Below are 22,202 nucleotides of genomic sequence, written 5' to 3'. Positions count from 1 at the left end.
TCGGCACAGTCGTCGGCGGACATGCGGACAGGGAGCTTGCGGATGGCACAGACAGCAGGGGCAACAGGGGCGGCGGGAGTGCTGGACGGTCGGATCGCCCTGGTCGCGGGGGCGACCCGGGGGGCCGGGCGGGGCATCGCGGTGGAGCTGGGCGCCGCCGGGGCGACGGTGTACGTGACCGGGCGCAGCACCCGCGAGAAGCGCTCGGAGTACGACCGGCCGGAGACCATCGAGGACACCGCGGACCTGGTCACCGCGGCCGGCGGCCGGGGCATCGCGGTGCCGACCGACCACCTGGTCCCGTCCCAGGTGGCCGCCCTGGTGCAGCGGATCGACGCCGAGCAGGGCCGGCTGGACGTCCTGGTGAACGACATCTGGGGCGGCGAGAACCTGTTCGGCTGGAACGTCCCGGTCTGGGAGCACGACCTGGACGACGGCCTGCGGCTGCTCCGCCTCGCGGTGGAGACGCACGCCGTCACCAGCCACCACGCCCTCCCGCTGCTGCTGCGCCGCCCGGGCGGCCTGGTCGTCGAGATGACCGACGGCACCGCCGAGTACAACCGCGACACCTACCGCAACTCGTTCTTCTACGACCTCGCCAAGGCCTCCGTGCTGCGGATGGCCTTCGCTCTCGGCCACGAGCTGGGCCCGCGCGGCGCCACCGCCCTGGCGCTCACGCCCGGCTGGATGCGCTCGGAGATCATGCTGGGCCACTTCGGGGTCACCGAGGAGAACTGGCGCGACGCCGTGGCCCGGGAGCCGCACTTCGGCATCTCCGAGAGCCCGTACTTCGTCGGCCGGGCGGTCGCCGCCCTCGCCGCCGACCCCGAGGTCTCCCGCTGGAACGGCGGGTCGGTGTCCAGCGGGCAGCTGGCCCTGGAGTACGGCTTCACCGACCGCGACGGCAGCCGGCCGGACTGCTGGCGCTACCTGGTCGAGGTGCAGGACGCGGGCAAGCCGGCCGCGCCGGAGGGCTACCGCTGACGGGGCGTCGGCGGCGGCGCACCGGGCGCCGGGGAGAACCGCTTTCCCCGCGCCGCGTATTGACCGCGCCGCCGCCGACTCCGAATAATCGGCGCCACCGGGGCGCCCAGGCAACCCCCGTCACTCTGACCACACCGGACCGGGGAGCGCGCATGACCGACCAACCGCACCACGACGGACCCGCCGCGCTCACCGCCCCCACCGCACTCGCCGCCCTGGCCGAGGAGTACTTCGCCGCCGAGAACGCCCACGCCCCGTTCGACGCGACGCTGAGCGGGGTCGAGGGCTACGCCCACGAGGTGCCCGACCCGTCCCGCGCGGCCGCGCTGCGCCACCGGGACGCGCTGGCGGGCTTCGGGACGCGACTGGCCGCGATCCCGGTGGACGCGCTGGCCGGCGAGGACCTGGTCACCCACCGCGTGCTCGGGCGGCTGATCGACAACGGCACCGGCCGGATCACCCACGGGCTGGGCGACTTCAGCATCTCGGCGACCATCACCGCGCCGCAGAACGAGGCCTTCACCTCGCTCGCCATGACCTCCGTCGACCAGGAGGGCGCCGACGCGTACCTGGAGCGGCTGGCCGGCCTGCCGGGCTACTTCGACGCCGCCCTGCAGCTCCACCTGGACGCCGCGGCCGAGGGCCGCACGCCACTGCGCAGCGGCGTCGATGCCGCCCTCGACCAGCTCGACGCGTACCTGGTCACCGGCCCGGACGACGACCAGCTGCTGCGCGCGCTGCACGGCCGCCCGGAGTTCGACCGGGGCCAGGTGATCGTCCGCGACGGCGTGCGCCCGGCCGTGGCCCGCTACCGGGCCGGCCTGGCCCAGCGGCTGGCCGCGGACGCCCGGCCGGACGACCGGGCCGGGGTCTGTCACGTGCCCGGCGGCACCGAGGGCTACGCCGACGCCGTCACGCGCTACACCCGGCCCGGGCTCACCCCGGAGGAGGTCCACCGGATCGGCCTGGACACCCTGGCGCAGCTGCGCGCGGAGTTCGCCGAGCTGGGCGGCAAGGTGCTCGGCATCACCGGCCCCGACGCCGTGCTGGCCGCGCTACGGGAGGACCGCGCGCTGCGCTTCGACAGCGCCGAGGAGATCATCACCCTGGTCGACGAGGCGCTGGAGCGCGCCCGCCGCGCCTCGGCCGACTACTTCCGGGCCTACCCGATCGCCGACTGCGTGACCCGGGAGATCGACCCGATCGAGGCGGAGACCGGGCCACTGGCCTACTACCAGCCGCCGGGCCCGGGCGGCCTGCCCGGCACCCACTGGATCAACACGCTGCGCCCGCAGACCAGGTTCAGGTACGAGTACGAGGCGATCGCCTTCCACGAGAGCGTGCCCGGGCACCACCTGCAGATCGCCGTCGCCCAGACGCTGCACCACCTGCCGGAGTTCCGGCGCCGGCCGAGCGGCCAGCTGACCGCCCACGTCGAGGGCTGGGGCCTGTACACCGAGCGGCTCGCGGACGAGATGGGGCTGTACAGCTCGGACCTCTCCCGCTTCGGCATGCTGTCGCTCGACGCGCTGCGGGCCGTGCGCCTGGTCGTGGACACCGGACTGCACCACTACGGCTGGTCCCGGGAGCGGGCGATCGCCTTCATGCGGGACAACACGGCCACCACCGAGGCCAACGTCCGCAACGAGATCGACCGCTACCTCGCCTGGCCGGGCCAGGCGACCGCGTACCTGATCGGCCGCCGGGAGATCGTCCGGCACCGCGAGCGCGCGCAGGCGTCGCTGGGCGCCCGGTTCGACATCCGGGAGTTCCACCACCAGCTGATCGGGCACGGCAGCCTGCCGCTGGGAGTGCTGGACACGCTGGTCACGGACTGGATCGCGACGCAGTAGGGCCCGTCGACGCAGTGGGGCCCACCGCTGCGGGGCCGGGTTCAGCCCCGCAGCGGCACCGCGGTCAGAAGCCGACCACCCGGAGGGACGAGCCGTCGCCCTTGGGCCCGACCAGGTACACCTCGGCCACCTCGTAGCCGGTCAGGGTCACCGCACCGGCGAACTTCCGCTGGACGGCGTCGTAGCCGAGAACCCGGCCGTCTCGGCTGCCCAGGCGCACGGCCCAGGGACCGTACTGGTCAACGATTCCGCACGCCCTGAGTGGTCCTCCCGCGCCCGGACGTGCCGTCACCCCTTCGGCCCCTCCAGGCGGTAGTGTCCGCTGGCGCGGCAACCGGCAGGTCCGTCGGCCCGCCCCGCGCCCCACCGCCCCGATCTGGAGGAACCCGTGCCGGCTCCCGCCCGCGCCGCCCTGGCCATAGCCGTGGCCGCCCTGCTCGCCGCAGCCTCAGGCTGCTCGTCCGGCGGCGGCCACACTGCCCGGCCGGCCGGACACGGCCCGGCCTCTTCCGCCACCGACGCCCCGCCCGCAGCCGACGCCGCAGCCGCCGGAGCGCCGCCCGCCCCGGCGGCGATCGTCACCGGCGCCGGCCCGAAGAGCTCCTACGACGTCCAGCCGCAGCCCGCGCCGGGCAGCTGCACGTACCGCTACACCGCGGACAAGCAGCCGCTGCCCGACCCGAAGTGCACCCCGGGCGCGATCAGCCCGGCGGTCAACCAGGGCAACATCAACGACACCATCTGCAAGCCGGGCGGCTACACCTCGACGATCCGCCCGCCGGCGAACATCACCGGCAAGGAGAAGGCCGAGAACGCCAAGTCCTACGGCTACACCGGCCCGATGGGCGACGCCGAGTACGACCACCTGATCAGCCTGCAACTCGGCGGCGACCCCAACGACCCGCGCAACCTGTGGGTGCAGCCGCCCTCCCCCGGCCATGTCCCGGGCAAGGGCCCCAACAACCCCAAGGACTCGGTGGAGACGCACCTGCACACCGCGATCTGCAAGGGCCAGGCCACCCTCGCCGCCGCCCAGCAGGCCATCGCCACCGACTGGACCACAGCCGAGGCCAAGCTCGGCATCAAGTCCGGCGGCTCCCCCACCGCGGCCGCCGACACCGACGGGGACTGACCGCCCGCCCCTGGGGCCCGTCTCGGCGACGTCGGCGGGGGTGCCGGCACGGCCCACCAGGGTGTCCGCGACCTCCCCGGCGTGAACTCCTCACCCCAACCGGCGCCGACCCGTCCGTGCGTCAGTCCGTCTCGGCGACGTAGTAGGCGCGCATCAGCTCGGCCGACCAGGCGGGCTGACGGACCTCTCCGCGCGGGCCGAACTCGGCCAGGTAGGGCTTGATGTCGAGCACCGGCGTGCCGGCCACCGCGTCCAGCCCGGTCACGTGCAGGTCCAGGCCCTCCACCCGGACCAGTCGGCAGCGCGAGACGCCGAGCCGGTTGGGGCGGTTCTTGCCGCGCTGGGCGAAGATGCCGACCAGCGGCCAGTCCGGGTTGCCGCGCGGGCGCCGGGCACCGGTCTCCACCCTGTCGGCCGGCACCCGGTCGAAGTGGTACACGATCTCCAGGTGCGAGAAGTCCGCCAGCCCGTACAGCGCCTCCTCACCGAACTGCGCGCCGTCCACCCGGATCACCGCCCCGACGCTCCCCCAGCCGTCGTCCCGGACTTCCTCCCGACCGCCGACCACCCATGCCACCGGACGCGATGTCACCTCGTCCACGCCGTCCCCCTTCGATGTCGAAGCCTGTTCCCCGTACGTAACCACGCCCCCGCCCGGGTCGTCACCGGGGCTGCCGACGGTGGTGTCCCCACCCGGCCTGAAGACACGCCCTACGCCGGGGTGGCGGGCGGGCGGCGCTTGTGCTCGGTGCGGCGGTAGTGGCCGAGGACGGTGCGGAAGACCTCCTCGCTCACCGGCCGCTCCTCCAGGAAGTCGTCCAGGGCCTCGTAGGGGACGCCGAGGGCGTCCTCGTCTGGGCGGCCGGGGGCGAGGGTCTCCAGGTCGGCGGTGGGAGTCTTGTGGACGAGGTCCGCCGGAGCCCCCAAGGCCTCGGCCAGGGAGCGGACCTGACGCTTCGTCAGTCCATCCAGGGGCATCACGTCGGCGGCGCCGTCACCGTACTTGGTGAAGAAGCCGACGGCCGCCTCGGCGGCGTGGTCGGTGCCGACGACCAGGCCGCCGGTGGCGCCCGCGACGGCGTACTGGGCCACCATCCGCTGGCGGGCCTTGACGTTGCCGCGGACGAAGTCCTCGTGGGAGCGGTCGGCGAAGGTGAGGCCGGCGGACGCCAGCGCGTCGAGGGCGGCGTCGGTCGCGGGCCTGATGTCGACGGTCAGGGTCCGGTCCGGCTGGATGAAGTCGAGTGCGCGGCGGGCGTCCGCCTCGTCCGCCTGGGTGCCGTAGGGCAGCCGCATGGCGCAGAACTCGGCCTGGTGTCCGGCGGCGCGCAGCCGGTCGACGGCGAGCTGGCAGAGCCGCCCGGCGGTGGTGGAGTCGACGCCGCCGCTGATGCCGAGCACCAGCGTGCGGGCGCCGGCCGCCCGGAGCTGGTCGGCGAGGAAGTCGGCCCGGCGCTCGGCCTCCTGCTCGGGGCTCGGCACGGGGGCCACCCGTAGGGTGCGGGCGATCTCCCGCTGGAGGTCGGCGGACAGGGTTTCGGTCATATCGACTCCCGGGTGAAGGTGACACGGTGGGTGCCCGCCCTGGACGCTACCAGCGGGTTCGACGCATTCGACGAGGTGGTGGCGGTGCTGCGGCGGGCCGGGGCGAGCGCCTACGCGGGGTGCCGCAGGATGTCGAGGACGACGGCGCCGTCGACGGTCTCCTGGGCGACCAGCAGGGCGGCCAGTTCGTCGAGGTGGTGGCGGTGTTCGCGGAGCAGGTCGACGGCGCGGCGTTCGGCGCGGCGCAGCAGGCGGGCCACCGCCTCGTCGACGGCGCGCTGGGTCTGCTCGGAGTACGGGCGGCGGAACAGGTCCTCGGGGCCGTCGCCGAGGTAGTTCGGGGAGCCGCTGGAGTAGCCGACCGGGCCGAGTTCCGGGGAGAGGCCGAATTCGCGGACCATCCGGGTGGCGACGCCGGTGGCGTGGGCGAGGTCGTTGGCGGCGCCGGTGGAGCCCTCGCCGAAGACCACCAGCTCGGCTGCCCGCCCGCCGAGCTGGACGGTGATCAGGTCGATCAGGTAGCCCTCGGTGTACAGGTGGCGTTCCGCTTCGGGGAGTTGTTCGGTCGCGCCGAGGGAGACGCCGGCCGGGAGGATGGTCACCTTGGCGACGGGGTCGGCGTGTTCGCACAGCGCGGCGGTCAGGGCGTGCCCGGACTCGTGGACGGCGACGGCGTGGCGCTCCTCGGGCAGCAGCGCGTTGGAGGAGTCCCGGCGGCCGAGCAGGACGCGGTCGCGGGCGGTGTCGAGGTCGTCGGCGGTGAGGGTGGCGCGGTCGGCGCGGACGGCGTTGATGGCGGCCTCGTTGACCAGGTTGGCGAGGTCGGCGCCGGAGAAGCCGGGTGTGCCGCGGGCGATGCGGTTCAGGTCGGCATCGGGGGCGAGGGTCTTGCCGCGGACGTGGACGGCGAGGATCGCGGCCCGTTCCGCCTGGTTGGGCAGCGGGACGGTGACCTGGCGGTCGAACCGGCCGGGGCGCAGCAGGGCCGGGTCGAGGGCGTCCGGGCGGTTGGTGGCGGCGATGACGACGATGCCGGTGGTCGGGTCGAAGCCGTCCATCTCGGAGAGCAGCTGGTTGAGGGTCTGTTCGCGCTCGTCGTTGCCGCCGAGCCGGGTGCCGCCCGCGCGGCGCCCGCCGACGGCGTCGATCTCGTCGATGAAGATGATGGACGGCGCGCGTTTGCGGGCCTCGTCGAAGAGGTCGCGGACGCGGGAGGCGCCGACGCCGACGAACATCTCGACGAAGCCGGAGCCGGTCACGGAGAGGAAGGGCACCTCGGCCTCTCCGGCGACGGCCCGGGCGAGCAGGGTCTTTCCGGTGCCGGGCGGGCCGACCATGATCACCCCGCGCGGGCCCTTGGCGCCGGCGGCGGCGTAGCGTTCGGGGCTGCGCAGGAAGTCGACCACCTCGCTGACCTCCTGCTTGACGCCCTCGTACCCGGCGACGTCGGCGAAGCGGGTGGCGGGCCGCTCGGCCTCGATGATCTTGGCGCGGGAGCGCCCGATGGCGCTCAGGCCGCCGCCGAGCGAGCGGGCGGCCATCCGGCCGGACCACAGGAACAGCCCGCCGAAGAGCAGCAGCGGCAGGAACAGCAGCAGCGTGGACCAGATCGAGCTGCCGCCGCTGCGGCTGGCGGTGACGTCGACGTGCTGACCGGCCAGCTCGCCGCTGAGCTGGGAGGTGTCCAGGGCGGTCGGGATCTGGCTGGTGAAGTGCGTGCCGTCCTTGAGGGTGCCGGTGACCCCGCCGGTGTCGGTGATGTCCACGGTCTTCACCTGCCCGGCGCCGACCCGGTTGAGGAAGTCGGTGTAGCCGTAGCTGGCGCCGGTCGAGCCGGAGCGCGAGAACAGGATGAGCAGCAGCAGGGTCACCAGGACGGCGACGGGCAGCAGCCAGCGGCGCATCGCGGGCGCGGGCGGCTTGGGCGGCGGAGGGCCGCCGGGGGTGCGGGGCCGCTCGGGGCCCCTGCCCGGGGGCGGCGGGGTCGCGGGGTGGCGGGCGGCGCGCAGCCGGATTCGGGTGATCATCCACGCTCACCGCCTCTCCGCCGCCGGGCCCTCCTCTCCATGGTGGGGGGAGAAGGGCCCGGACGGGAGGTTCAGGACGAACCGGTCGGCCCCGGCGCGGGGGCCGGCGGCGCCGTCAGGAGAAGTCGAGCGAGCCGGTCCGGGTCCGCTTGAGCTCGAAGAAGTTCGGGTAGCCGGCCAGCAGCCGCACCCCTTCGAAGACCCGGACGGCGTCCTCGCCGCGCGGGATGGCGCTCAGCACCGGGCCGAAGAAGGCGACGCCGTCGACGTGGATGGTCGGCGTGCCGACCTCCTCGCCGACCGGGTCCATGCCCTCGTGGTGGCTCTTGCGCAGCGCGAGGTCGTACGCCGTGCTGTCGGCCGCGGCGGCGAGTTCCTCCGGCAGTCCGGCCGCGACCAGGGCCTCCCGGATGACGGCGTCGTCGGCGGGCCGGTCCTGGTCGTGCAGGCGGGTGCCGAGTTCGGTGTACAGGTCGCGCAGCACGTGCTCGCCGTGCTGTTCGGCGGCGGCGATGCAGACCCGGACGGGGCCCCAGCCGGTGGTCATCAGGCGCTGGTAGCGCTCGGGCAGGTCGGTGCGGCCCTCGTTGAGGACGGACAGGCTCATCACCCGGAACGTGAGGTCGAGCTCGCGGTGGCGCTCGACCTCCAGGATCCACCGGGAGGTGATCCAGGCGAACGGGCAGATCGGATCGAAGTAGAAATCGACTTTGGTGGTCACGGTGAAAAGCCTAGGCGCCGAGTGGACCGCTTTCCAGGGCCAATCGATCACCATCGTGGTGGGCCACTTCTCAGCTGCAGGTCTTCCCGTCGGCCGGCACGGTGCCGTCCAGCAGGTAGGCGTCCACGGCCTGCTTCAGGCACGGGTCGCCGGTGTTGTAGCCGCCGTGGCCCTCGCCCTGGAGGGTGACGTTGACGCCGACGCCCGGGCCGAGCTGCTGCGCCATCGCGTGGGCGCCCTCGACCGGGGTGGCCGGGTCGCCGGTGGTGCCGACCACCAGGATCGGGGCCGCGCCGGCGGCGGAGACGTCCGGGTGGTCGGCCTTGCCCGGCACCGGCCAGCCGGTGCAGCTCGTCAGGCCCCAGGCGGAGTAGGGACCGAACACCGGGGAGGCGGTGCGGAACTGCGGCAGCTGCTGTTCGACGTCCTGGTCGGAGTAGCGCTGCCGGGCGTCCACGCAGTTGATCGCCCGGTTGGCGGCGCTCAGGTTGGTGTAGCGCCCCTGCGGGTCGCGCCCGAACATCGCGTCGGAGAGCTGGAGCAGTGTGTTGCCGGTGCCCTGCTGCATCGCCTCGGTGAGCCCGGCGGCCAGGACGGGCCAGGTCTCCTCGCTGTACAGGGCCGCGGCGATCCCGGTGACGGCCAGGGTCTCGGTGAGCTGCCGCCCGCTGGTGGTGGGCAGCGGGGACTGCTCCAGCTTCTGCAGCAGCGCCGTGACCGCCGCCGTGCCCTCGACGCCGCCGGCACCCGTCGGGCAGGCGGCGGCCTCCTCGGCGGCGCAGGCCTTCATGAAGTTGTCGAACGCGAGCTGGAAGCCCTGGGCCTGGCCGAGCGCGGCCTGCTGCGGGTCCTTCGTCGGGTCGACGACCGAGTCCAGGACGATCCGGCCGACCTCCTGCGGGAACAGGTGCGCGTAGACGCCGCCGAGCTGGGTGCCGTAGCTGATGCCGAAGTAGAAGAGCTTCTGGTCGCCGAGCACCTGCCGCATCAGGTCGAGGTCGCGGGCGGCGCTCTCGGTGTCCACGTAGGGCAGCACCGGACCGGAGTTGTGCTCGCAGGCGGCGGTGAACTGCGCGTTGCTGGCGTCCAGCGCCTTCACCGCGTCGGGGGTCCCGGGGGTGTTGTCGATTTCCAGGGTGGTGTCCATCGCCTTGTCGTCCAGGCAGCTCACCCCGGCGCTGGCACCGACCCCACGGGGATCGAAGCTCACCAGGTCGTAACGGGCGTTGAGGGAGGCGTAGTCGGCGGCGAGGGCGGGCAGCGTGGCGACGCCGGAGGCGCCGGGGCCGCCGAAGTTGAACAGCAGCGAGCCGATCCGGTGCTTCTCGTCCTTCGCCCGGCTCCGGATCATGGCCAGGTCGATGGTCGGGCCGTCCGGCTTGCCGTGGTCGAGCGGCGCCTTGAGGGTGGCGCACTGCCAGTCACCGGCGGGCGCGGTGCCGCTGCCCTGCGCGGGGCTGGGGGCCGGGCAGGCCTGCCAGTCGAGCCGCTGGGCCGCGAGTCCGGTCGCGGACGCGGCGGGCGAACCGGGCGAACCGGCCGGGGAGGCCGGGGAGGTCGGCGCGGGCTCGACGGCGGAGCGGGCGTCGCCCTGGCAGCCGGCGGCGGAGGCGAGCAGCAGCGCGGCCAGGCCGAAAGCGCCGGCGCCGCGGACGACGGTGTGCATGGAGCGGTCCACCTCTCGGGTTACCGGGCGCGCCCCGGCGGACGGCGGGGCGGCGTGCGCCCCGGCGCTCGGCACGGTCAACGCACCACAGACCCTAGGGGCGGTGGGGCGGTCGCGCCCGTCGGAAGGCCCGGTGGAGGGGCGTGCGCCGGTCCGGCTGCCACCCGCCGTCCGGGTGAGGTGACCCCCGCTCCCGCGGCCCTCGGCGGCGAGCAGCGTCCGGATCGCCCACTACCTGGCGTCGCATGCTATCTTGCATCGCATGGTACCTGGCATCACACACCACGACGGCGACGCCGGTACGGCCGACGGACCGGTGGCGACGCAACTGCGCAAGGGCGTACTGGAGTACTGCGTCCTGGCGCTGCTGCGGGACGGCCCCCGGTACGGGGTGGAGCTGCTGCAGGAGCTCGGCCGGTTCCCGATGCTGGCGACCAGCCAGGGCACCATCTACCCCCTGCTGTCCCGGCTGCGCCGGGCCGGCCTCGCCGACACCTTCCTGCGCGACTCGGCCAGCGGCCCGTCCCGCCGGTACTACACCCTCACCGACACCGGCCGCAGCGCACTGGAGGAGTTCACCACGCTGTGGCCCGCCTTCCGCGAAACCGTCGACCACGTCCTGGCCCCGGGAGAGAACCCGTGAACAACCCCATCGAGCACCCCCTGGTCCGCGCCCACCTGGACGCAGTCGCCCGGTACACCGCCCCGCTGCCCGAGGAGCGCCGCCGCGAACTGCTCGCGGACCTGCGCGAGCACGTCGAGGTCTCGCTCGCCGAGTGCGACCCCGCCGACGAGGCCGCCGTCCGGCGGGTCCTGGAGCAGCTGGGCAGCCCCCGGCAGATCGCCGACGCCGCGCTCGACGAGGAGGGCGGCGCCCGACCGGAGCCGGAGAGCCGCGGCCGCACCGTCCGCACCCTGGTCTTCGCGGTGCTGCCGGTTCCGCTGTCGTTCGTCCCGGTCGTCGGGCCCCCGCTCGCGCTGGCCGCCGCCGTCATCGCCGCGAGCAGGGTCTGGCGGTCCACGCAGTGGAGCCGCCGGGAGAAGCGGCTGGCGGCCCTGCTGCTGCTCTCCCCCGTCCTGGTCACTCCGCTGGCCGGCATCGCCGCCGCCGTCGTGTCCCCGGGCGGCCTGACCGTGGCAGCCGTCCTCGCCGCCTGCGCGGTGGGCTTCTGCCCCGCCCTGCTCGCGGCGTTCTTCCTGGCCCGGTCCGCCGCCCGGCTGCGCAACGCCGCGCTCATGGCCTGAACCGGCTTCATCAATCAACACCGACGTTTCGCCAGCCCCCCCTGGTGATGTTGGAGACCGCCCCCCACATACAAGGGAGGCGGTCTCCACACGTCGGAGGCTCGCGCTTGCGCGCGTGCCTGCCCGGCGACTAACGTCTTACCTGTTTCTCACCATCAAATCCGTTTTTGGCCAAGGCCGTTCATACGGTTAACGGAAACCCGCATACAGTGTGCGGGCTCGGAGAATCCGAACCGCCGCCCCCTCCATCTGGGGGCTTTTCCATTACGCGGGAATCAAGGCAACTCACTTTACCGTCAGGCTCGTTGACCCAGTTCTCCGGCGGCTGCTTTGCTTCTCGGCGGCCGAGGCGGGCCTGTTTCCCCCCGGTGATCCGTTGTGCGGCGGGTCATCCAGGCATTTCCACCGCCTCCGGCCTCTCCCTGTCCTTCGCGACCACCCGTCACCCACCGGTGCCCGGGCGGTCGGCATGAGAGAGGCAACCCTCACATGGGCCGAACCCCCACGTTCCGTCACGCCGGACGGGCGGCGCTCACCGGCGTCGCCGCGCTCGCCCTCGCGGCGGCCGGCTTCACCGCGGCACCCGCCCAGGCGCAGCCCGACGACGCCGCGCACCCCACGGCGTCGGCGAACCACCCGTACCGGCACGGCGCCGTCCCGCTCCGCGGCCAGCAGGCCGCACCGAACGCCACCTCCGCCAACAACCTCAACTACGGTGGCGGGGCGGGCAGTCCGAGCATCGGCGTGACCACCGGACCGGAGCACGTCTACCTGGTGTTCTGGGGCTCCCAGTGGGGCAGCTCCGGCACCGACGCCAACGGCAACACCACGCTCAGCGGCGACGCCAAGGGCATGGCCCCGCGCCTCCAGCAGCTGTTCAAGGGCATCGGCGCAGGCAGCGAACTCTGGTCCGGCGTCATGACGCAGTACTGCGAGGGCGTCACCACCGGCTCCCAGACCTGCCCGGGCAGCTCCGCGCACGTCGCCTACCCCACCGGCGGCGCGCTCGCCGGCGTCTGGGTGGACACCTCCGCCGCGGCGCCCGCCGCCGCGACCGGCAACCAGATCGGCGCCGAGGCGGTCAAGGCGTCCGGCCACTTCGGCAACACCACCGCCGCGGCCAACCGGAACGACCAGTACGTCGTCGTCTCCCCCACCGGCACCACCCCCGACGGCTTCAACACCGCGTCCGGCAACTTCTGCGCCTGGCACGACTACACCGGCGACACCACGCTCACCGGCGGCGCCGTCTCCTCCCCGTACGGCGAACTGGCTTTCACCAACCTGCCGTACGTGACCGACGCGGGCTCCGGCTGCGGCCAGGGCTTCGTCAACGCGGGGACGGCCGGCACCCTGGACGGCGTCACCATTGTCGAGGGCCACGAGTACGCCGAGACCATCACCGACCAGAACCCGGCCGGCGGCTGGACCGACAGCAGCGGCGCCGAGAACGGCGACAAGTGCGCCTGGGTCAGCAGCGGCCAGGGCGCGTCGGCGAACGTCGGTTTCACCACCGGCAGCTTCGCCATGCAGTCGACCTGGGCGAACGACTTCAACAGCGGTGCGGGCGGCTGCGAGATGTCCCACCCGATCGTCGGCGGCACGACCGGCAACACCGTCACCGTCACCAACCCTGGCGCCCAGGCCGGCACCACCGGCAAGGCCGTCAGCCTCCAGATCGCGGCGACCGACAGCGCCTCCGGCCAGACCCTCACCTACACGGCGAGCGGCCTGCCGGCCGGCCTGTCCATCTCCGCCTCCGGCCTGATCAGCGGCACCCCGACCACCGCCGGCACGGCGAGCGTCACGGTCACCGCCAAGGACGCCACCGGCGCCTCCGGCTCCGCCGCCTTCGGCTGGACCGTCACCTCCGCGGGCGGCGGCGGCCTCACCAACGGCGGCTTCGAGACCGGCACCCTGAGCGGCTGGACCTCCACCGGCAGCGCCGCCGCCGCCAGCGCCGCCAAGCACACCGGCGGCTACGGCGCGATGCTCGGCTCCACCGGCCCCACCACCACGTCCACGGCCGGCCAGACCTTCACCGCCCCGGCCGGCAGCAGCAAGGTCGCCTTCTGGTACGACGTCACCTGCCCGGACACCGTCACCTACGACTGGGCGACCGCCACCCTCAAGGACAACACCACCAACACCACGACCACGGTGCTCGCCAAGACCTGCACCAGCGGCCTCGGCTGGAAGTCCGCCTCCGGCACCGTCACCCCGGGCCACAGCTACACGCTCACCCTCACCAACGTGGACGACAACTACCCGGGCGACCCGACCTACACCTACTACGACGACGTGACCGTCTCCTGACCACCGCCCGTCCACGCCCCTGACGCCGCCGGGGCGGGCCACCACGGCCCGCCCCGGCGGCACCGCGCCCCGGCGCCGCTGCGCCCCGCACCCCGCGAAGGAGGAGAGCCGTGACCGTGCGAACGCTCGCGGCGGCCGCCCTGCTCGCCCTGGCGGCCGGCTGCTCGTCGAACACCGGCCCCGTCGCGCCGGGCCCGCCCACCCTGGTGCTCGACGAGCACGCCGACGGCACGACCGTGCGGGTGGCACCCGGCACCGTCATCCGGGTGGAGCTGCACAGCACCTACTGGTCCCCGGCCGCCGGCGACAGCCCGCGGACGCTGCGTCCGACCGCCACCGCGACCACCCCCGCCCCCTCCTGCCGGCCGGGCGGCGGCTGCGGCCGGGTCACCGCCGGTTTCCTCGCCACCGCCCCCGGCACCGCCCGTCTCTCCGCCCACCGCACCACCTGCGGCGAGGCGCTGGCCTGCCCGCCCGGGCAGCGGGCCTTCACCGTGACGGTGACCGTCGGCTGACGGTCAGTGCTGGACGCCGGAGGACAGCGAGAAGTCCGCGAAGTAGGCGCGCTGGGTGCTCGCCGGGCCCCAGCTGGTGTCGTGGCCACCGTAGAAGGTGGAGAAGAACACGCCGCCGAAGGGGATCCTGCCGATGCCCGAGGCCACCCCGCGCGCCGCGTAGACCTGGCGGCCGTCGTACCAGACGGTGACGTCCCCGGTGCCGCGGTCGACCAGCTGCTCGACGCTGTGCCACGCGCCGTCGGCCTGGAACCGCCAGTCACCGAGCCCCTCGTCCACCCCGTAGCCGGTCGGGCCGGAGTTGGTCGGGGTGTAGAGGTAGACCTCGCCGTTGTCCGGCACGCCCTTGGCGCCGCGCCACATGTAGCGCGTCGACCAGCCCGCGCCGTGGTTGCCGCCCGACTCCTCGCCGATCTTGCCGCCGTACAGCCCGGGCAGTTTCCCCGCCTTGCCCCAGTCCCGGCCGGCCGGGAACTTGAGGGAGTACTTCAGGTCCAGCGTCTCGCCCTGGGCCAGGGCGGACAGGCCCAGGGTGGTCAGATCCGTGTAGAACTGGCCGCCGCCCGGGTTCGGGCAGTCGGTGCACTGGTTGGAGGAGGACCCGGCACCGTAGGTGACCTGGAGCGCCGAGCCGCCCCCGGGAGCGGCCGCGTCGTCGACCGCGCTCAGGTCCGAACCGCCCCACGTCCCCTGGTCGACCGCGCCCCAGGCGTGCTTCCACTGGTCCGTCCCGTAACCGCGGAACTGGCCGGTCCAGGCCGCCTTCCCGCTCGCCACCGCGGCCGGCGCGGCTCCCCTGGCTCCCTCGGACCCCGAGGCGGCCGGCGCGGCGATCGAGGCCGCAGCGGGCGACGTCGACGGGGCGCAGGCGGCCAGGGCGGCGGCGGCGAGCACCGCTCCGAACACACGACGAGTGCTTTTCATGACTGCCCTTCCCGACGGGACCGGCCGGGACGGCCCACCCGCTCCATGTGACGCTCCGCCACCGGGCCACAGTAGCGGCGCCCGAGGTGACGTGACCATCACACTCCCGGGTGACGGCGGGACGATTCCCGGCCCCCGGCCCTCCCGATGCGGGCCATGCGGAGATGTGCGAGGTGCGAGGTGGCGATCCGGCCGCGAAGATTCCTCCGAACGTCCGGCGGAGGACGTCAAGACCGCGGCGACGGCTCCGACCACCGGTCGAGGAGCCCAGCCGGGCCCGCGAACCACGAGGAACACGAGGAGCACGAGATGAAGTTCCTGATCAGCCTGCACATCAACCCGGCCGTGATGGACGCGCTGACCGACGAGGAGAAGGCGGCGATCGGCCACGGCCACGGCGAGTTCATCGAGGCGCTGAAGGCGTCCGGAGAGCTGATCACCACCCAGGCACTGGCCGATCCGGCCCAGGCCGCCGTGGTGACCGTGCGCAACGGCCAGCCGGTGGTGACCGACGGCCCGTTCCTGGAGGCCAAGGAGTACCTGGGCGGCTTCTACCTGATCGACTGCGAGGACAAGGAGCGGGCGATCGCGCTGGCGGCGCTGATCCCGGACACCGCGATCGAGGGCCTGGGGGTCGAGGTGCGGCAGGTGATGTTCGCCGACGGACACTTGGAGGCATGACAGCACCGGACTTCGAGGACCTGCTGCGTGCGCTCACGCCACAGGTCCTCGGCACCTTGGTTCGCCGGTACGGCCGGTTCGAAGGGTGCGAGGACGCCGTCCAGGAGGCCGTCCTCGCCGCCACCGTGCAGTGGCCGTCCGAGGGCATGCCCGACAATCCGCACGGCTGGCTGGTGACCGTCGCCGCCCGGCGGCTCATCGACCAGCTGCGCCGCGACCGCGCGCGCCGCGAACGGGAGTCGGCGACGGCCACCGAGGTGGTGCCGCCGGAGGTGCCGGACACCGACGACACGCTCGTCCTGCTGTTCCTGTGCTGCCATCCGACGCTCACCGCGGCCTCCCGGACCGCCCTGACGCTGCGGGCGGTCGGCGGTCTGACCACCGCCGAGATCGCCCGCGCGTTCCTGGTGCCGGAGGCCACCATGGCGGCCAGGATCAGCCGGGCCAAGCAGCGCATCAGGGCCGCCGGCAGCTCGTTCGCCCTACCGGACGGCGCGGAGCGCGAGGAACGGCTGCGGGTCGTGCTGCACGTGCTCTACCTGATCTTCAACGAGGGCTACACCGCCACCTCCGGACCGGAGTTGCACCGCCCCGACCTCGCGCACGAGGCGATCCGGTTGACCAGGACGGTGCACGCGCAGCTGCCCGGGGACGACGAGGTCACCGGGCTGCTCGCACTGATGCTGCTGACCCACGCGCGCCGGGAGGCGCGGACCACCCCGGCCGGCGACCTGGTGCCGCTGGACGAGCAGGACCGCAAGGCCTGGGACCGGGCGCTGATCGACGAGGGCGTCGCACTGGTCGAGGCGGCGCTGGCCGGGCCGACCCTGGGGCCCTACCAGTTGCAGGCCGCCATCGCGGCCACGCACGCCGACGCGGCCACCGCCGAGGAGACCAACTGGCCCCAGGTGCACGCCCTCTACCTGATCCTGGAACGGATCGCGCCCAATCCGATGGTCACCCTCAACCGGGCGATCGCGCTCGCCGAGACCGACGGCCCGGCGGCCGGACTGGCCCTGCTGTCCGACCTGGACGGTGACGGGCGGATGGCCGGGCACCACCGGCTGCTGTCCGTCCGGGCGCACCTGCTGGAGAAGGCCGGCGACCCGGCCGGCGCCCACGAGCACTACCGGCGCGCCGCGAAGGCCACCGCCAGCCTCGCCGAGCGGCGCTACCTGGAGGCCCGGGCCGGCCGGACCGGGCCACGCTCCGGCTGATCACGCGTCCGGGACGTCCGGCACGCAGCCCGGGGCGGGCCCGGGGACGGCAGGGCTCAACTACCCTGCGGCTCCATCCCCGGCCTGCCCCGCACCGCGTACGCCGGCAGCCGCAGCTCGCCGAGGACGGCCCGGGGCAGGCTCAGCCCGAACCGCCGCCCGACCACGCCGAGGGTGCGGCGGCGGACGGCCGCGGGCGGCTCGCCCCCGGGGCCGCGGGTGATCCCGTCGGGCTCCAGGACGCCCGCGGCGACCAGCTCGGGGACCAGCAGGTCGGGCTCCCGGCCCCAGCGCCAGCGCTCCTCGGCGAGGCCGAACCCGCACAGCACCGCGCCGTCGCGGGCGTAGTCGAGCAGTGCCGGCGGGTGGTCCGGCATCGGGCGGAAGTGGACCACCTCGACCCCGTCGCGCGCTATCTCGGTGAGCCGTTCGCCGCCGGTGGAGTCGCCGTACTCGACCGCGAAGGACCAGTCACCGGACTCGCCGACCCGGATCACGCCGTCGCCGTCGTCGCTCGGGCGGAACACCTCGATGTCGAGGTCCCACACCTCGGTGCCGCTGAGCGGCCCGGCCGCGGCGGCCGGATCGGCGCCCATCCGGCGGGCGAGCTCCTGCGGCGGTATCCCCCGGGCGAACAGGACGCCGTCGACGGAGCACCCGGCGTCCGCGAGCCACCGGATGCCTTCCTCGCCCCCCGCCCCTTCGGTACCGCCCGTCATGACGCCCCCTCACCTCGCGCCGGCCCGCGTGGCCGGGCCGCCGGTCCGCACCCTAACGGACGCCACTGACACTGATAGTGGTAACCGGGTCTCCGGTGGTCGTGGCTCTGCCACTGACTGACGCCCTGCTGGGCTGTCCTCCGGTTGTTCCGTCCGGCTGCCGGGGCCCGTTCCCAAGGCCCCGGCCGGGCGGAGCATGACCTTATAGGAGCCTGGCCAGAGGCCCCCTCAGTGTCCTGTCCGCCCCACCCGGCGGAGCCCGCATCGACGCAGGTCGGGGGTTATCCCCCCGAGGAACCCGGCGGTCGGCCCCAGCGCGCCGCACCCCCGCCGCGAACGATGATCTTCTCACCGAGCTTTCGGGACAAGGAAACTGAGGAGAGATCGTGACCACGGCGAACAAGCGAACGGTCGGCCGACGCGGACTGATCGCGGTGACGGTGGCAGCCGCCGGCACCGCCCTGCTGGCCCCGGTGGCCTCCGCCGCCCCTGCGGCGGACGGCCAACGGAGCACGGTGGTCCGCGCGTTGGAGCGGTCCGCGCACCCGCTGCGGTCGACCGAGCCCGGCGGCAGCACCAGCGACCTGCGGGCGCTCGGCGCGATGGTCGGGGACGCCAAGGTGGTGGGCCTCGGCGAGGCCACGCACGGCTCGCACGAGTTCTTCACCATGAAGCAGCGGGTCTTCCGCTACCTGGTCCAGGAGAAGGGCTTCACCACCTTCGCCCTGGAGATGAGCTGGTCGGCGGGCCTGAAGATCGACAAGTTCCTCCAGGACGGCAAGGGCGACGCCCGGCAGATCGTCAAGGACGAGCTGGGCCAATCACCTTGGGAGCGCCAGGAGTTCGTGGACCTGATCAGCTGGATGCGCGAGTACAACCGCCAGCACCCGGAGCACCCGGTCCACTTCATGGGCGACGACGTCGGCGCCCCCAAGCTCGGCGAGGAGGTCTTCGCCCGGGTCGACGCCTACCTGCGCAAGGCCGACCCCGCGGCCCTGGCGCGCGTGGACGGGCTGTACGCGGGCCTGCGCCCGCTCGACGACACCGTCGGCTACCTGAAGCGGCCGGTGGCCGAGCGGAAGGAGAACGCCGCCAAGGCGCAGCAGGCCCTGGACCTGGTCACCGCCGCCAGGGGCAACGGCGGCGAGGAGTACGACTGGGCCGTGCAGCACGCCCGCATCATCGCCCAGACCTTCGCCTTCGCCACCTTCGAACTCACCGACCCGGCCTCGGTGAACGCCGCGGAGGTCATCCGCGACCAGGCCATGGCCGACAACACCGCGTGGTGGCAGCGCCACACCGGCGACCGGATGCTGCTCTCGGCCCACAACGGGCACGTCGGCTACCTGGCCAGCGATCCCGAGATGTACCCCAAGACGCAGGGCTCGATCCTGCGCGACACCTTCGGCCCGGAGTACCTGAACATCGGGTTCACCTTCGACCGGGGCTCCTTCCTCACCATGGGCGCCGCCCTCGGCACCGACTGGGAGAAGAACACCGTGCCCGCGGCCACGCCCGGCATGAACGAGTACACCCTGGACCAGGTCCGCCGCCAGGACTACTACGTCGACCTGCGCACCGCCCCGCGCGTGGTCCGCGACTGGCTGGACACCGCCCGCCCCGTCTACGAGGCCGGGTCCACGTTCACGAAGGACCCGCTGCCCTCCGTCGCCCTCGGACGGGCCCACGACGTCCTCGTCCACCTCCACCAGGTCCACGAGGCCGAGAAGCTCTGACCGGGCTCCGGCCCCGCCTCGGATCGGCGGCCCGGCCTCAGGCCGGCGGGGTCGCCGTCTCGGGGAACGCCCGGTCCAGCAGCGCGCCCAGGGCGGCCCGGTCCTGGCCGGAGAGCTGTTCCAGCGCGGTCAGGCCGGACATCAGGTCGGCCCGGATCAGCCGGACGGTCTGCTCGCCCCGGTCGGTCAGGGCGATGCTCTTGACCCGGCGGTCGGCGGGGTCGGGCTCGCGGCGGACCAGGTCGCGGCCCTCCAGCCGGTCGACGATGCCGGTGACGTTGGAGGCGTCACAGGACAGCAGACCGGCGAGGGCGCGCATGGAGCGCGGCCGGGTGAGCAGGCTGAGGGTCTTGCCCTGCATCAGGGTCAGCCCGTGCCCGGCCGCGGCGGAGGCGAAGTGGCGGTAGTAGGCCGCGGCCACCCGGGCGAGCTGATCCATCAGCTCGCCCGGCGTGGCCGGTGGGTCCGGGTGGGGGTTCTGGTGCACGGTTCGAGCATAGGCACATTGCTTGACACCCTCAACCATTGAGGTTTACCGTCCAAGAATGCTTGAGGTCATAAACCATCGACGACCTCAAGGCAGCTGGAAGGACCGCGAGACCCTCATGAACCACACCCCCGCCGCCACCCCGGAAGCCGCTTCCGAAGCCACCCCGGAGACCGCCGCCGCCACGGTCACCCGCCTGCGCGCCGCCTTCGACACCGGCCGGACCAAGCCGCTCGCCTGGCGCCAGGCCCAGCTGGCAGCACTGCGCTCGCTGCTCACCGAGCAGTCCGAGGCGTTCCTCCAGGCCCTGCACGAGGACCTCGGCAAGAGCACCGCCGAGGCCTACCGCACCGAGATCGGCTTCACGCTCAACGAGCTCGACCACACCGTCACCCACCTGGAGCAGTGGCTGCAGCCGAAGCCCGCCGCCGTGCCCGAGTTCTTCCAGCCCGCCGCGGCCCGCGTGGTGCGCGACCCGCTCGGCGTGGTCCTGATCATCGCGCCCTGGAACTACCCGCTCCAGCTCGCCCTGTCCCCGCTGGTCGGTGCACTGGCCGCCGGGAACGCGGCCGTCCTCAAGCCCAGCGAGCTCGCCCCCGCGACCTCCGCCGCGCTCGCCCGACTGCTCCCGCGCTACCTCGACCCGGCGGCCGTCGCGGTCGTCGAAGGCGCCGTCCCGGAGACCACCGCGCTGCTGGAGCAGCGCTTCGACCACATCTTCTACACCGGCAACGGCGCCGTCGGCCGGATCGTCATGGCAGCCGCCGCCCGGCACCTCACCCCGGTCACCCTGGAACTCGGCGGCAAGAGCCCGGTGGTGGTCGAACCCGGCGTCGACCTCGCGGTCACCGCCCGGCGGATCGCCCGGGGCAAGTTCCTCAACGCCGGCCAGACCTGCGTCGCCCCCGACTACGTCCTCGCCATCGGCGAGAGCGCGCCCGCGCTGGAGGCACACCTCGCCGACGCCGTCCGGGAGCTGTACGGCGACGACCCGGCGACCGGCGGCGAGTACGGCCGGATCGTCAACGAGCGCCACTTCGACCGGCTCACCGCGCTGCTCGGCGACGGTCGGACCGTCACCGGCGGCACCCACGACCGCGCCGACCGCTACCTCGCCCCGACCGTCCTCGCCGACGTCTCCCCCGAGGCCCCCGTGATGCGGGCGGAGATCTTCGGCCCGATCCTCCCCGTCGTCTCCGTGCCCGACCTCGACGCGGCGATCGCCTTCATCAACGAGCGCGACAAGCCGCTCGCCCTCTACGCCTTCACCGAGTCCGCGCACACCAAGCAGCGGCTGACCGAGGAGACCTCCTCCGGCGCGCTCTCCTTCGGACTGCCGGTCTCCCACCTCGCCATGCCCGAGCTGCCGTTCGGCGGCGTCGGCGAGAGCGGCATGGGCCGCTACCACGGCGAGTACTCCCTCGACACCTTCAGCCACGCCAAGGCCGTCGTCGACAAGCCCCTCGCCTGACCGCTCCCCCTCGTCCGATCGTTTCTCCCCTCCCCGCCACCCCGACACCGAGCGAGCATCCTCATGACCACCATCGACCACGGCGCCGCCGTCGCCGCGGAGACCGCCCGGCTCGTCGCCGCCCTCCAGGACGCCGACCCGGCCACCCCGGTGCCCACCTGCCCCGGCTGGACACTGACCGACCTCACCCGCCACACCGGCAGCGTGCAGCGCTGGTTCACCGTCCTGCTCCGGCAGCGGATCCAGCAGCCGCCCCGCAGCCGCGAGGTCGACCTGCGGCTGCCCGCCGGGCCGGACGGCTACCCCGCCTGGCTAGCGGAGGCCGCGGCCGAGGCCGGCGCCACGTTCGCGGAAACCGACCTCGACGCCCCGATGTGGGCCTGGGGCGCCGACCAGCACGCCCGCTTCTGGGTACGGCGGATGCTGTTCGAGACCCTGGTGCACCGCGCCGACGCGGAACTCGCCCTCGGGCGCACCCCGGTGCTCGACCCGGAGCTGGCCGCCGACGGGGTGTCCGAATTCCTCACCAACCTGCCCTTCGCCGCGTTCTTCGCCCCGGGGATCGCCGAGCTGCGCGGCGCGGACCGCACCATCCGCTTCACCCGCACCGACGGCAGCGCCACCTCCGCGGACGGCGACTGGCTGATCCGCCTGCGGCCCGACGGCTTCGGGCTCGACCGCTTCGGGCTCGACGCGGACGGCCCGGGCCCGGAGGCCGACGTGACCGTCCGCGCGAGCGCCGCCGATCTGCTGCTGCTCCTGTACGGCCGCCTCGACCTGGCCTCCGCCCGCCTCGACGTGCGCGGGGACGAGGAACTGCTCGCGCACTGGTACGCCAACTCGGCGTTCTGACCTGCCCGGGGGGGGGGGGGGGGGGGGGGGGGGGGGGGGGTCTCTTCTGGGTGGGGGCGTGTGGTGGTGGTGGGTGTGTTGTGGTTTTCCTTTTCCAAGACAGCCAAAAAA

General features: G+C 73.7%; 21 protein-coding genes. 12 read left to right on the top strand and 9 right to left on the bottom strand.

The annotated features are described in order from the left end of the window. Positions 1 to 42 precede the first annotated feature (42 nt). Both AC07AL_RS27540 and AC07AL_RS27535 read left to right on the top strand, forming a co-directional pair. Positions 43 to 984, top strand: coding sequence for an SDR family oxidoreductase (locus AC07AL_RS27540; RefSeq protein ID WP_363585795.1), 942 nt, complete (start codon positions 43 to 45; stop codon positions 982 to 984). A gap of 152 nt (positions 985 to 1,136) precedes the next feature. Further along, entirely contained in the window at positions 1,137 to 2,837 is a 1,701-nt protein-coding gene (locus AC07AL_RS27535) for a DUF885 domain-containing protein (RefSeq protein ID WP_478318543.1), read from the top strand. A 64-nt stretch (positions 2,838 to 2,901) separates the two neighbouring features. Here the strand turns inward: AC07AL_RS27535 and AC07AL_RS27530 are convergent, their stop codons facing one another. After that, positions 2,902 to 3,057 carry a hypothetical protein gene (locus tag AC07AL_RS27530; RefSeq protein ID WP_363585797.1) on the bottom strand — a complete coding sequence of 52 codons (156 nt, stop codon included), beginning with the start codon at positions 3,055 to 3,057 and terminating at the stop codon, positions 2,902 to 2,904. Between the two features lie 168 nt (positions 3,058 to 3,225). On the opposite strand from AC07AL_RS27530, the gene AC07AL_RS27525 reads away from it, so the two are divergent. Then, entirely contained in the window at positions 3,226 to 3,969 is a 744-nt protein-coding gene (locus AC07AL_RS27525; protein WP_363585798.1) for a hypothetical protein, read from the top strand. 121 nt (positions 3,970 to 4,090) lie between these two features. On the opposite strand, the gene AC07AL_RS27520 is transcribed toward AC07AL_RS27525, so the two are convergent. The 5 genes from AC07AL_RS27520 to AC07AL_RS27500 all read right to left on the bottom strand — a co-directional run bounded on the left by AC07AL_RS27520 (position 4,091) and on the right by AC07AL_RS27500 (position 9,928). Further along, positions 4,091 to 4,561 (bottom strand): SAM-dependent methyltransferase, encoded by a 471-nt coding sequence (locus AC07AL_RS27520; RefSeq protein ID WP_400807868.1) that lies wholly within the window; start codon positions 4,559 to 4,561, stop codon positions 4,091 to 4,093. 119 nt (positions 4,562 to 4,680) lie between these two features. Continuing rightward, positions 4,681 to 5,514: an ammonia-dependent NAD(+) synthetase gene (gene nadE / locus AC07AL_RS27515; protein ID WP_363585799.1), complete on the bottom strand. Its 834-nt coding sequence runs from the start codon at positions 5,512 to 5,514 to the stop codon at positions 4,681 to 4,683. A gap of 110 nt (positions 5,515 to 5,624) precedes the next feature. After that, positions 5,625 to 7,541, bottom strand: coding sequence for an ATP-dependent zinc metalloprotease FtsH (ftsH, locus tag AC07AL_RS27510; protein ID WP_363585800.1), 1,917 nt, complete (start codon positions 7,539 to 7,541; stop codon positions 5,625 to 5,627). Positions 7,542 to 7,656: 115 nt separating this feature from the next. After that, positions 7,657 to 8,316 carry a mycothiol-dependent nitroreductase Rv2466c family protein gene (locus AC07AL_RS27505; protein ID WP_400807811.1) on the bottom strand — a complete coding sequence of 220 codons (660 nt, stop codon included), beginning with the start codon at positions 8,314 to 8,316 and terminating at the stop codon, positions 7,657 to 7,659. 16 nt (positions 8,317 to 8,332) lie between these two features. Next, positions 8,333 to 9,928 carry an alpha/beta hydrolase gene (locus AC07AL_RS27500; protein ID WP_400807808.1) on the bottom strand — a complete coding sequence of 532 codons (1,596 nt, stop codon included), beginning with the start codon at positions 9,926 to 9,928 and terminating at the stop codon, positions 8,333 to 8,335. A 262-nt stretch (positions 9,929 to 10,190) separates the two neighbouring features. Between AC07AL_RS27500 and AC07AL_RS27495 the strand changes: the two genes are divergently transcribed. From AC07AL_RS27495 to AC07AL_RS27480, 4 genes are all read left to right on the top strand, one after another. Then, positions 10,191 to 10,571, top strand: a complete 381-nt coding sequence (locus tag AC07AL_RS27495; RefSeq protein WP_363585803.1) for a PadR family transcriptional regulator — start codon at positions 10,191 to 10,193, stop codon at positions 10,569 to 10,571. Next, positions 10,568 to 11,173, top strand: coding sequence for an HAAS signaling domain-containing protein (locus AC07AL_RS27490; RefSeq protein ID WP_478318539.1), 606 nt, complete (start codon positions 10,568 to 10,570; stop codon positions 11,171 to 11,173). The genes AC07AL_RS27495 and AC07AL_RS27490 overlap by 4 nt, the downstream gene beginning before the upstream one ends. Positions 11,174 to 11,662: 489 nt before the next feature. Then, on the top strand, positions 11,663 to 13,489 hold the full coding sequence (locus tag AC07AL_RS27485) for an Ig domain-containing protein (RefSeq protein WP_363585805.1): 1,827 nt from the start codon (positions 11,663 to 11,665) through the stop codon (positions 13,487 to 13,489). A gap of 110 nt (positions 13,490 to 13,599) precedes the next feature. Continuing rightward, positions 13,600 to 14,004, top strand: a complete 405-nt coding sequence (locus AC07AL_RS27480) for a hypothetical protein (RefSeq protein ID WP_478318537.1) — start codon at positions 13,600 to 13,602, stop codon at positions 14,002 to 14,004. A 3-nt stretch (positions 14,005 to 14,007) separates the two neighbouring features. On the opposite strand, the gene AC07AL_RS27475 is transcribed toward AC07AL_RS27480, so the two are convergent. Continuing rightward, positions 14,008 to 14,928 (bottom strand): polysaccharide lyase, encoded by a 921-nt coding sequence (locus AC07AL_RS27475; protein WP_363585807.1) that lies wholly within the window; start codon positions 14,926 to 14,928, stop codon positions 14,008 to 14,010. Positions 14,929 to 15,237: 309 nt separating this feature from the next. On the opposite strand from AC07AL_RS27475, the gene AC07AL_RS27470 reads away from it, so the two are divergent. Both AC07AL_RS27470 and AC07AL_RS27465 read left to right on the top strand, forming a co-directional pair. Continuing rightward, positions 15,238 to 15,609, top strand: coding sequence for a YciI family protein (locus AC07AL_RS27470; RefSeq protein ID WP_350883944.1), 372 nt, complete (start codon positions 15,238 to 15,240; stop codon positions 15,607 to 15,609). Then, a complete protein-coding gene (locus tag AC07AL_RS27465) occupies positions 15,606 to 16,826 on the top strand; it encodes an RNA polymerase sigma factor (protein WP_478318534.1) in 1,221 nt (406 codons plus the stop codon). Before AC07AL_RS27470 ends, AC07AL_RS27465 begins: the two co-directional genes overlap by 4 nt. 56 nt (positions 16,827 to 16,882) lie before the next feature. Here the strand turns inward: AC07AL_RS27465 and AC07AL_RS27460 are convergent, their stop codons facing one another. Beyond that, the gene (locus tag AC07AL_RS27460) at positions 16,883 to 17,545 is read right to left on the bottom strand and encodes a DUF6461 domain-containing protein (protein WP_363585809.1); all 663 of its coding nucleotides are present in this window, start codon (positions 17,543 to 17,545) and stop codon (positions 16,883 to 16,885) included. 386 nt (positions 17,546 to 17,931) lie between these two features. Between AC07AL_RS27460 and AC07AL_RS27455 the strand changes: the two genes are divergently transcribed. Next, on the top strand, positions 17,932 to 19,281 hold the full coding sequence (locus AC07AL_RS27455; protein ID WP_478318533.1) for an erythromycin esterase family protein: 1,350 nt from the start codon (positions 17,932 to 17,934) through the stop codon (positions 19,279 to 19,281). 37 nt (positions 19,282 to 19,318) lie between these two features. On the opposite strand, the gene AC07AL_RS27450 is transcribed toward AC07AL_RS27455, so the two are convergent. Continuing rightward, complete coding sequence (locus AC07AL_RS27450; RefSeq protein WP_363585811.1) at positions 19,319 to 19,768, bottom strand: MarR family winged helix-turn-helix transcriptional regulator; 450 nt, start codon at positions 19,766 to 19,768, stop codon at positions 19,319 to 19,321. Positions 19,769 to 19,886: 118 nt separating this feature from the next. Between AC07AL_RS27450 and AC07AL_RS27445 the strand changes: the two genes are divergently transcribed. Both AC07AL_RS27445 and AC07AL_RS27440 read left to right on the top strand, forming a co-directional pair. Beyond that, on the top strand, positions 19,887 to 21,239 hold the full coding sequence (locus AC07AL_RS27445; protein ID WP_478318564.1) for an aldehyde dehydrogenase family protein: 1,353 nt from the start codon (positions 19,887 to 19,889) through the stop codon (positions 21,237 to 21,239). 63 nt (positions 21,240 to 21,302) lie between these two features. Next, on the top strand, positions 21,303 to 22,091 hold the full coding sequence (locus AC07AL_RS27440) for a maleylpyruvate isomerase family mycothiol-dependent enzyme (RefSeq protein ID WP_478318531.1): 789 nt from the start codon (positions 21,303 to 21,305) through the stop codon (positions 22,089 to 22,091). Positions 22,092 to 22,202: the final 111 nt, after the last annotated feature.

The organism is Kitasatospora sp. NPDC043949, from assembly GCF_056435365.1.
The sequence above is the reverse complement of the archived record's forward strand: the minus strand, read 5'-3'. Positions and strand labels throughout refer to the sequence as shown.

Coding starts and splice junctions, on each gene's coding strand:
- AC07AL_RS27540 (WP_363585795.1), top strand. CDS start 43: ATGGCACAGACAGCAGGGGCAACAGGGGCGGCGGGAGTGCTGGACGGT.
- AC07AL_RS27535 (WP_478318543.1), top strand. CDS start 1,137: ATGACCGACCAACCGCACCACGACGGACCCGCCGCGCTCACCGCCCCC.
- nadE (WP_363585799.1), bottom strand. CDS start 5,514: ATGACCGAAACCCTGTCCGCCGACCTCCAGCGGGAGATCGCCCGCACC.
- ftsH (WP_363585800.1), bottom strand. CDS start 7,541: ATGATCACCCGAATCCGGCTGCGCGCCGCCCGCCACCCCGCGACCCCG.
- AC07AL_RS27505 (WP_400807811.1), bottom strand. CDS start 8,316: ATGGTGATCGATTGGCCCTGGAAAGCGGTCCACTCGGCGCCTAGGCTT.
- AC07AL_RS27500 (WP_400807808.1), bottom strand. CDS start 9,928: ATGCACACCGTCGTCCGCGGCGCCGGCGCTTTCGGCCTGGCCGCGCTG.
- AC07AL_RS27495 (WP_363585803.1), top strand. CDS start 10,191: ATGGTACCTGGCATCACACACCACGACGGCGACGCCGGTACGGCCGAC.
- AC07AL_RS27485 (WP_363585805.1), top strand. CDS start 11,663: ATGGGCCGAACCCCCACGTTCCGTCACGCCGGACGGGCGGCGCTCACC.
- AC07AL_RS27475 (WP_363585807.1), bottom strand. CDS start 14,928: ATGAAAAGCACTCGTCGTGTGTTCGGAGCGGTGCTCGCCGCCGCCGCC.
- AC07AL_RS27470 (WP_350883944.1), top strand. CDS start 15,238: ATGAAGTTCCTGATCAGCCTGCACATCAACCCGGCCGTGATGGACGCG.
- AC07AL_RS27465 (WP_478318534.1), top strand. CDS start 15,606: ATGACAGCACCGGACTTCGAGGACCTGCTGCGTGCGCTCACGCCACAG.
- AC07AL_RS27460 (WP_363585809.1), bottom strand. CDS start 17,545: ATGACGGGCGGTACCGAAGGGGCGGGGGGCGAGGAAGGCATCCGGTGG.
- AC07AL_RS27445 (WP_478318564.1), top strand. CDS start 19,887: ATGAACCACACCCCCGCCGCCACCCCGGAAGCCGCTTCCGAAGCCACC.
- AC07AL_RS27440 (WP_478318531.1), top strand. CDS start 21,303: ATGACCACCATCGACCACGGCGCCGCCGTCGCCGCGGAGACCGCCCGG.